The organism is Streptomyces albireticuli (assembly GCF_021228125.1).
Classification (GTDB): Bacteria; Actinomycetota; Actinomycetes; order Streptomycetales; family Streptomycetaceae; genus Streptomyces; species Streptomyces albireticuli.
On the sequence record NZ_JAJQQS010000047.1, the window covers coordinates 1 to 7718 of the forward strand.

The 7718-nt window shown below is 62.8% G+C and carries 4 protein-coding genes and 4 pseudogenes; 1 reads left to right on the plus strand and 7 read right to left on the minus strand.

Annotation, left to right across the window (positions count from 1 at the left end; translation table 11 throughout):
- Positions 1-1388: 1388 nt before the first annotated feature.
- From LUZ64_RS38150 to LUZ64_RS36165, 7 genes and pseudogenes are all read right to left on the minus strand, one after another.
- Positions 1389-2517: pseudogene (locus LUZ64_RS38150) on the minus strand (IS256 family transposase).
- A gap of 135 nt (positions 2518-2652) precedes the next feature.
- Positions 2653-3144 (minus strand): hypothetical protein, encoded by a 492-nt coding sequence (locus LUZ64_RS36140; protein WP_143592989.1) that lies wholly within the window; start codon positions 3142-3144, stop codon positions 2653-2655.
- Positions 3145-3755: 611 nt separating this feature from the next.
- Complete coding sequence (locus LUZ64_RS36145; protein ID WP_143592990.1) at positions 3756-4130, minus strand: hypothetical protein; 375 nt, start codon at positions 4128-4130, stop codon at positions 3756-3758.
- A gap of 457 nt (positions 4131-4587) precedes the next feature.
- A pseudogene (locus tag LUZ64_RS36150) lies at positions 4588-5100 on the minus strand (transposase family protein); the annotation flags it as partial.
- 128 nt (positions 5101-5228) lie between these two features.
- Positions 5229-5811: pseudogene (locus tag LUZ64_RS37995) on the minus strand (transposase family protein); the annotation flags it as partial.
- A gap of 58 nt (positions 5812-5869) precedes the next feature.
- The gene (locus LUZ64_RS36160; protein ID WP_107426553.1) at positions 5870-6118 is read right to left on the minus strand and encodes a transposase; all 249 of its coding nucleotides are present in this window, start codon (positions 6116-6118) and stop codon (positions 5870-5872) included.
- Positions 6004-7395 carry an ISL3 family transposase gene (locus LUZ64_RS36165; RefSeq protein ID WP_143592991.1) on the minus strand — a complete coding sequence of 464 codons (1392 nt, stop codon included), beginning with the start codon at positions 7393-7395 and terminating at the stop codon, positions 6004-6006. Before LUZ64_RS36165 ends, LUZ64_RS36160 begins: the two co-directional genes overlap by 115 nt.
- Before the next feature lie 239 nt (positions 7396-7634).
- Here LUZ64_RS36165 and LUZ64_RS38000 point away from each other — a divergent pair.
- Positions 7635-7718, plus strand: a pseudogene (locus LUZ64_RS38000) (IS5/IS1182 family transposase); the annotation flags it as partial.

Below are 7718 nucleotides of genomic sequence, written 5' to 3' on the forward strand. Positions count from 1 at the left end.
CAACCACCTCAAGCAATAGCGCGGCATCGCCACCCGCTACGAGAAGACCACAACCACCTACCTCCCCGGACTCCACCTCGCGGGCATCTTCCTCTGATCAGCACGCTGATCCGAAAGAAACGGCCTAACAGCTCCTGTCGTTGGAGCTGGGGTTCGGCTCCAGCCATACGTGCTGGCGCCTCTGGGCCGATAGCACGAGGCAGGATCTTCGACCACCCTCGCCCGGTTCTCCTCACGAAGCCGCGCCTTACGAGCGAGATCGACTGGCCCAGGCCTGTGCTAATGCTTCCCACATTCGGGCGGAAAAAGAGGGAGATGGGGACCGGTCCGTCGCCGGTCGTCCGCCGGAATGCGGGCAGTGAACACCATCTGACCTACGACGGAATGGGCATCCCGTTCAAGGTTGTCGCTACCACGGCTAACGTCAACGACGTCACCCGAACCTGAACCTGGTCGGCGGCATCGCCCGTCGCCGGCGGGCCCGGGCACCCTGCTCAGCGACGAGGGCTACAACACCGAACCGGCGTGGACTGCGGAAGCAAGGCATCCTGCCCGTCATTTCCCGCCAGGGATCACATGGCACCTGGGCAAGCTCCACTACGTCGTCGAGCAGACCTTTGTGGCGGTCACGGTAGCGGGCCGGCCATCGGGTTGATCGCGAAGGCCTTCCGCTTACCGGCCGCGCACTGGAGCGGTCGTATGCAGCCGTGAAGTGGGTGATCGTAGGTGCTGTCCCAGTGCCCATCCCGCCTGCGCCATACGGCTTCCCGGCGAGCGGGCTCCTTCCGAGCACAGCGGCAGACCGTGGATACAGACTGTGACATAGCACCGTGCCTTGTCAACAAATACCAGAGAGCTCTGGGTCGTTGATCCGCCGTTGACGGGGCATGGGCGAACAAGGTCGCGGCAAACCAGGGTGGTGCTGTCAGGCCCTGAACGGCAGGCCTTCCAAAGGCCGGTGCGGGCATCATCGACGCCGCAACCTCTGGCACTGCGGCCGTAGATGCGTTGACCTACACGGAACTGGCGTCGATGCCCGGCCACGTTCGGCAAGAGCTGGTCGTTCGTGATCTGGGAATCGGGATGCAGAAGGTCTCGAAATGGCAGGGTCGGTTCCCCGCGCCGGCTCAGCGGTATGGGATGTCTATGCAGTCCCATCTCATGCTTGACTCCACTGTTGCTGGGCTTGCTTGACAGTCGCGGGAGGTTTATGACGGTCCGATGACATCCTTGAGGGGGTACCGGTCGTTGAGCAGGCATGGGTGAGAGAGCCGAGACCGCCGACGAGGATCAGCCAGTAGAGCACCGGTTCAGGGCCGTGATGGAGGTGCTGGGTAGTACCCGGTGGCGGGTCTGTCCAATCAGCAGCTGATCTTGGATGTTGAGGTTCAGTGGCTGGTGGCGGGGGTGAGGTGGCCTTCGAAGGCGAGCTGGAAAGCGTTCAGGGGCGCCTTCCAGCGCATGGTCCAGCGGCGCCGGCCCTTGCCGGTGGGGTCGAAGCTCATCAGGGCCATGTAACGCACTTCAACGCGGCGGCCTCACCCGGGAAGCGCCCGCGGAACCGGATAGCCTTGCGGATGCGGGCGCTCACGCTCTCGATCGCGTTCGTCGAGCAGATCACTTTACGGATCTCGACGTCGGAATGACAGGAAGGACACCATTTCGGCCTAGGCGTCGGACCACGGCCGGATATTTGGTGCCCCGCCTCTCAGAGAACTCCAGGTAGCGCTCGGTGGCTGCGGCCTCGCTCGGCGCGGTGTAGACGGGCTTGAGGTCACGCCCAACCTTGTCCCAGGGGCCAGACGGCTTCGACCGCGTCCGGCAGGTCCTTGAGCCCGCCGCAGACGAGCATGAGGACGACCTCGACGTTGCGGTTACGGAGCTCGGTGAACACCTGCAGCCAGTGCTTGGCATCCTCGCCGCCGTCGCCCGCCCAGATCCCGAGGATGTCGCGGGTGCCCTCGACGGTCACGGCCAGGTCGAGGTCAATGGGGCGGTAGGCGACGCGGCCGTCACGGATCTTCACGTTGATAGCGTGGACGAAGACGACGGGGTAGACGCGGTCGAGCGGACGGAACTATCACTCGGCCATGCCCTCCATCACCTCGTCTGTGATCGTAGTGATGGTCTTCCTGGAGACCTTCGCCCCGTAGACCTCGGCCAGATGCACGGATATCTCCCCGAGGCGAGCCCCTTCGCGGACAACGACAGCACCATCTCATCGACACCGGTCAGGCGACGCTGCCGCTTCTTGACGATCTGCGGCTCGAACATGCCGGCTACATGCCGGGGCACCCTGACCTCGACGGGACCCACCTCGATCAGCACGGTCTTGGCCCGGGTGCCATCACGGCTGTCACCGCTGTTCCGGCCCGACGCCTCGTGCTTCTCATAGCCTACGTGGTCCATGATCTCGCCCTCCAGGGCGGACTCCAGCACGCGCTTCGCGAGCTGCTGGAGCAGCCCGCCTTCCCCGGTCATCCGCAGCCTGTCCGTGCAGGCACGGTCGACCAGCATCGCGATCAGCTACCCGTCCGACACCGCCTCCGTGGCCGACTCGACGACCGGCTCCTCAACGGCCTCGTTCTCCACGATGGTCTCACTCATCAGGCGTCTCCTTGATCATCGAATCCGCCGTATCCCTTTGTCCTCTTATAGGGAAATGCGTTCGACGGCATACGTCGTAGTCGCGCGAATTAGACGAACCTCTGCTTCTGAGCGGGTTTCACAATGCCAGCGTAGAAGATGAAGAGCCTCGTCCCGGTTGTCATACGAGGGGGGCTGTGGACGCCAGCCAGCGACTGGGTGGTGAGTCTCTACTTGCCATGCTTCGGATGCTTCGTGTGCCTGTGCTGGTTCGCCCGCCAACATCCATCGGGTCACGACCGTCTGCACTGGCTGCATCTCCCAGGCCGTCACGGTGCCGAGCCAGCCGTGGTTACTGAAGCCTTGGTACTTGGTGAGGGGACGCTGATATTCAACAGCCCAAATAGCGCCCTCGTAACGGAAGAGACTCGTACGGATCTCAGCCCGATAAGTGTTGGCCTGATGGACATCGGCAACAGCAATATCCCTTGCTAGTTTATTAGGAACACCAATCTCACGTAGTTCATCGGGAGTGAAGATGCGCGTGCGCGGCGGCATACATACCTCCTCAGCAGACTAATTTATTGACATATATGACACGGTAACATCGGCAAGCCCAACAGACTCCATCTACCGTCTGGTGGATTTCTACACCATCACTTGACCTCAACCCATACCAGCCCGCACATTAGTTCGACCTCGCCTAGCGTTTCGGACCTCGGGCCCCCACCGCCCCTACAGGTTAAATAATATCTACTTCTCGGCAAGGTGACGTTCGCTCGAAACACCCAGCTCTCTTTAGCTTTTCATGCGCGACCGCTGTAGCCGATGAAAGCGTGAGAGTATGCAATGAATTCAGGCGCTCAATGGGCAAGCACATGAGCGGGCATATCACATCAGCGATGAATGGAAATATCTTCCACCTCTACGCTACAGGAAAAATATTTTATGGGGGATCAACCATCACTATCTAGCTACGGAGAAACTCAAAGGCTAGCTTTCGGTGCGGCGCCTTGCTTGACGATCCGGCCCCGAGGTGCCATGCCAAAATGTGCCACAAGGCACGGAATATAAACGATTAACATCATCCCTATTCACCCCTTGGGTCTGCTGACAAAAACCAGTTCCTCATCCAGCTGACGCCTTGCGCGAGGACCGTTCGAGAGAAGTTACGTAGGTCGCTTGACAACTGGCAGCTCGCCAGTTTCCAGCCAATCGACGTGATCGTCTGCGGTGTAGTCACCCTTGCTGCCACATGAAATGTCGGCGCCAACAGAACCTTTGGACGCTTGGTCGGTGTAGCGCAGCAGATCCCTGACCGTTTCCTGTTCATTTTTGCACCAACCAAAATCGCCGCCCATAGGTCCTTTATAACCACCCTCCTCACTAAAATTTGCCCCTTCTGAATCAGCGTCCTTGACACCGAAAATAACTAGCATGAAGCCGTCTTCCTTATCCTTAACGTCAGCCTTCATCAAGGAGACACCAATAAAGACGGCGATCCCGATAGACAGGAAGGAGAGAAGGAAGCTTTCGAAGTGCATTCGACCTCGCATGATATAAATTCCCGGTTCAATTTCGAACGAAAAGCAGACTGAAGAGCCCTAAATCGATTCAGCGATAATGCGAGCACTCTGCATTAAGGCGTAAATTGTTCGATTTTGATGGCTCAAACCTGGCCGCCCGGCCCTGGCGCCAGACACAGGTCATCACAGTTATCGGGGCCACTGCAATAGGAGCTCTTCACCACAGAGACATCTGGTTATCAAAGTCACGCTCGCCACGGAGCACGTTTTCCCAGCTCTGCTGGGGAAAGTTGATCCAACGGCATGTGATACAAGGTTTTTGGGTTATCGCCGACAAAGAACCCGTCAGGGTGAACCGATAGATCTGCTACCGGCCACGCTGTAATCACTGAACACCCACCAAGGGTGGCGACGTCCCACTCCTGATCAGTGAGCGTCTTCAGCGTTTCCGCTCCAGGGTGAGGATGGCTTTGACGGCCAGGATGGAGACCTCCTGTCGCTCGCAGATGCGGATGATCCGGTGGGTGCGAGCAGCGGTCAGGTCATGAGTCCGGCCCGGCAGCGCGGGTGAGAGCCACAGCAACCCGCCGTTCGGATCGGTGACCACCTGTACGTTCACCCCGTGTCGGCGGTACTTGTGGGAGTAGTCGGCCCGTCCGTCGCCGACCCGGTCGCACTCGGCGAGCGTGCCGTCCAGCAGGACGAAGTCCGCGTCGGCCTCGCGCAGGACTTTCAACAGACCGGGGGCGCGTTCGGCGAGCAGGTGGACGACTGCGTTGGTGTAGGCGTGGGCGGTGGACTCGCTGATCCCGAATCCGGCAGCGATCTTCGCCAGGGTGGTGTGTTCGCGCAGGTACACCAGTGCCACCATCGCGCGTTGAGACGGGCGGAGCCTGCAGCGCCGGTCGCCCTCACGGGTGACGACGAGCATGGTCACCCACTCCACGAGTGCATGGGGCAGGTCGAGTGCGGCAGGATGGATGACCAACGAGGCCCCCGAGCAGTGTGGTTGAGACGTCAGACATTTCGATCAACAGCTCGGGGCCTCGCTCGTTGCGCTGTGTGGGCCATCACCTGATCGGTGGCCAGCTCGAAGAAGCTCAGTCAGCCTCTTTTTCATCCTCCTTTTTCGCAGGTCAGGAGTGTGTGCACGGCCTGGACGACGCGGGTGATGCGGTTGGTGGAGCCTCGGGCCCTGCGGAAGGTGCACCAGGACTTCGGCTGGCGAAGGTGCGTTCGCCAGGTGCTCAGAGACATAGACACGGTTGTACCGCTGGTAGTGGTTGGGGGGTGTCCGTAGTAGGGGGTACGGACCGTCACGCCACCGGCCAGGGTGAGGATCTGCCTTGGTCAGGCAGGCCTCGACGATGCCGTGCGCGCGGGCCGCCGTCAGGTCGTGGGTCCGGCCCGGCAAGGCACGGGATAACCACAGCGGGGTCCCGTCCGGCGCCGCGATGACCTACACGCTCATCCCGTGCCGCTTGTACTTCGGCGAGTGGTACAACTCGTCCGCGGCGATCCGCTCGGTCAGGATGAGGATCCCGTCAACGATGACGAAGTCGCCCTCACCCAGGCCACCAGCGTCTCGCGCAGGCCCGGGCCCATGCGGCCAGGACCTCGAGGTCTCGCCGAAGTACCTTCAGGCTGTCGCTTCCGACACCCCGAAACCGTCCCCCACGCACACGAATTTCTCGTTCTCTCCCCGTGTGGACGATCACGATTTTCGGCTCTGGCGATGATTTTGTGGCCGCCCGGGGTTATGCCGTGAGGATGATGCGTCTGCGGAGTAGGTCGAGGTTGGCGCGGCCGAAGCCTTCTCTTTTGAGGAGCTTGACGCGGCAGACGTGGCCCTCGACCTGGCCGGAGCTCCATGGGGTGGAGAGGCCGGCGGTCACGGCGTCCTGGTCGCGCCGGAGGCCGTTGACGAAGGAGTGCAGCGCGGGCAGGTCGTCGTTCTTGACGCGGTCCATCCAGGCCGGCAGCTGGTCGCCGCGCAGGTCACGCATGATGGCGGCGAAGTCGCGCACGTGCTGTGTGGCGGCGTCCAGGTGCGGGCAGCCGCCCGGATCTCCTTGAGTTCGGCCGCATTGTCGCTGGTGAGGTGGTCGGGGCTGGTCATGATCCAGCGGGCGGTGCGACGGGGTTTCGGGGCCGGCCGGGGTGCCGGTGGTGCCGTGCCGGGCGGTTTGACCGTGCGGAAGTATCGCTGGAGGGTCTGGATGCTGCCGCGGTAGCCGAGGGCACTGATCTCCCGGTGGAGCTGGGGGATGTCGTGGCAGCCGTCGGTCCATCGCCTGTGCAGGTAGGGCTTGTGCTCGTCCAGGATCGAGGATCGGTTGACGGCTTTGGCCAGGAGTTCGTCGATGCTGCCGGCGCGGACGAAGCGCCGCACCGTGCCGACGTCCAGCCGCAGCTCGCGGCCGATGGCGGCCATCGCTGCCCCCTGGGCGTGCAGTGTCTGGACGGCCGTGTACCGCTCCTGGGTGCGGGCCACCAGGCGGCGTGGGTGACCGCACACGTCCCGGGTCCCGTCTGCGGGGACCAGGGGCGTCGTCCCGGCCGGCGCGGGTACCGGCGCCCTGGCCGGGGTGAACACGGCACGGATGCAGGTGTGATGGGCGCCGACCGTTTCCTCCACGGCCTTGCCGAGGTTCTTCCAGAGGTGGAACGCATCCGCGACCTGGAGTGTCTGCGGGGCGCCGGTGCGGGCGCCGTCGGCGTAGGCGCCAGCCCGGTCCCGGCAGATGATCTCTACTTCCGGGTGCCCCCGCAGCCAGGCGGCCAGCGGTTCAGCCTCCCGCCCCGGCAGGACGTCGATGGGGCGGCGGGCCTCCAAGTCCACCAGGATGGTGGCATAGGACGAGCCCTTGAGCAGGGCAAAGTCGTCAACACCGAGCACCCGTACCGGCCCGATGGGCTTCTCCGGTACCGCGCGCAGCAGATGGAGCAGGGTGTCCTTGGCGACACTAACGCCCAGTGCGGAGGCCAGGCGGGCACCGGGCCGGCCCGCAAGGGTCAGCGCGACCGAGGTGAGGGTCCGGCGCAGGAGCGGGGTGTACCGGGCATGCGGCGTGGTCAGCCCGGGGATCTGCTCGGCGAACGTCACTGCCGGACAGCGGGCGTTGAGGCACCTGAAGCGGCGCACCGTCACTTCGATCACCACCGGGTCACCGCCGATGGGCGCATCGGCAAGCCGACGTATGTACCGGCCGTGCACCCGCCATGACGGCATCCCGCACCCCGGGCACCGCACCGGCAGTGCACGACACTGCACACGGAACATGACCAGTCCCGTGACACGCTCGATCGATTCCACTACCACACTGGCTAAATGCGGCAACAACCGCCTCAAATCCCCTGAACCGCACACCCGGTAGATACCCAGCTCAGCCAGGGCGCATCACAAAATCATCGCCAGAGCCCGATTTTCCCCGGGCCTGGCTTCACGGAATTCCCCAGGTCCTGGCCGTGTCCTTGTCTAAAGCGTGTTGCAGAAGGCTGTGATCTGGGAATTTCCTTGGTATGGCCGGTGTGTTGAGGGCTGATCGGGTGTGGGTGGAGACGTTCACGGGTCTGCGGCTGCGGCAGTTTGAGGGTTTGTTGCGG

Coding starts and splice junctions, on each gene's coding strand:
- LUZ64_RS36140 (WP_143592989.1), bottom strand. CDS start 3,144: ATGCCGCCGCGCACGCGCATCTTCACTCCCGATGAACTACGTGAGATT.
- LUZ64_RS36145 (WP_143592990.1), bottom strand. CDS start 4,130: ATGCACTTCGAAAGCTTCCTTCTCTCCTTCCTGTCTATCGGGATCGCC.
- LUZ64_RS36160 (WP_107426553.1), bottom strand. CDS start 6,118: ATGCGTGACCTGCGCGGCGACCAGCTGCCGGCCTGGATGGACCGCGTC.
- LUZ64_RS36165 (WP_143592991.1), bottom strand. CDS start 7,395: ATGTTCCGTGTGCAGTGTCGTGCACTGCCGGTGCGGTGCCCGGGGTGC.